Source organism: Kitasatospora sp. A2-31, assembly GCF_022288725.1.
Classification (GTDB): domain Bacteria; phylum Actinomycetota; class Actinomycetes; order Streptomycetales; family Streptomycetaceae; genus Kitasatospora.
This window is the reverse complement of the sequence record NZ_JAKNTA010000227.1, coordinates 1-1,218: the sequence shown is the minus strand read 5'-3', so window position 1 is coordinate 1,218 and position 1,218 is coordinate 1. Positions and strand designations below refer to the sequence as shown.

Annotated in this window: 2 protein-coding genes and 1 pseudogene; all 3 read right to left on the bottom strand. The window is 73.9% G+C overall.

Going from position 1 to position 1,218, the window contains the following annotated elements:
• Positions 1–467: pseudogene (locus MCM47_RS41095) on the bottom strand (acetyl-CoA carboxylase biotin carboxylase subunit family protein); the annotation flags it as partial.
• The gene (locus MCM47_RS41090) at positions 451–894 is read right to left on the bottom strand and encodes a hypothetical protein (protein ID WP_238951867.1); all 444 of its coding nucleotides are present in this window, start codon (positions 892–894) and stop codon (positions 451–453) included. The gene MCM47_RS41090 and the pseudogene MCM47_RS41095, both read right to left, overlap by 17 nt.
• The coding region (locus MCM47_RS41085) for a GNAT family N-acetyltransferase (RefSeq protein WP_238951866.1) at positions 891–1,218 on the bottom strand (328 nt) is incomplete at its 5' end. The genes MCM47_RS41090 and MCM47_RS41085, both read right to left, overlap by 4 nt.

The window sequence follows — 1,218 nt, the reverse complement described above, 5'->3', positions numbered from 1 at the left end:
CGGCCGTTCACCTCGATCAGGTGCGGGCCGCTGGCGGTCAGGCGCATCTCGACGTGGGAGACGCCGTTGGCGTAGCCGACCGCGTGGAGGGCCTGGACAGCGACGGGGCCGACGAGGGCGAGGAGCGGGTCGCCGGCTTCGACGCTGTGGCCGGTCTCCTCGAAGTAGGGCGGCGGGCCGAGGCGCTTGCGGGTGACGGCGACCGGGGTGGTAGCGCCGCGGACGGTGACGCACTCCACGCTGATCTCCGGGCCGTCGAGGTACTCCTCGACCAGGACGCCGCACCAGCCGGTGGCGTGCTCGTAGTCGCCTGCCGCCTGGTCGGCGAGGTCGAACGCCGCCGTGAGGTCCTTGGGGGTGGCGGCGAGGCTGACGCCGATGCTGCCGGCCGCCGCAGCGGGCTTGAGGACGACGGGGTACCCGATCGTGGCTGCGGCGGCGCGGGCCTGGTCAGGGGTGTCGGCGCGGACGCTGGCGGCGGAGGGGACGTTGAAGGCGGCGAACGCGGCACGGCTGGCCGCCTTGTCGCGGCAGGGGTGGGCGGGGGCGGTGGGGGTCCCGGACGTGGCGGACCGGCCGGGGGGGGGCTGCGGTGTGCTGGGCGAACTCGTCCCAGGTCAGGACACCCTTGATGTGGTGGTCGGCGGCGAGGCGCTCGGCGGCGGCGAGGCTGGCGTCCGGGTCGCTGGTGTCGGCGACTTCGTGTCCGTGGATGTAGGGCGTTTCCCAGGTCGGCTCGCTCGGGCTGAGGAGGACGACGCGGTGGCGGGCGGCGATCTGCTCCAGCGCGTAGCGCCTGTACTGCTCGTCGCCGGCGGATACGAGCAGGAGCGTGGGGATGGTGCTGGTCAGGGGGGTCCTTCCGAAGGCGGGCGGGGACGGGGCAGGTGTCACCAGGGCAGGGTGGGGTGGTGGTGCAGGGCCTGTTCGCCGAGGCTGCGGGAGAGGGCGGCGAGCGCCTTCGCGGTGGCGGGGTCGGGGGCGGGCAGGTGCACGACGGTGCGCAGGACGTGCGGCTGGTACCCGAGGCGTTTCTTCGCCTGGTAGTTGGCCCGCCCGGCGTCGATGTGTCGGGCGCCCTGCTCCATGGCCCAGCGGGGTGCCTCGGTCATCAGCCAGGTGTAGGCCAGGCGGCTGAAGGGGTGCTGGTAGTCGATGCCGGACGCCCAGAGGTAGAGGCGGTCTTCGTGGAGCCAGCAGTACAGGCCGCCGACGAGG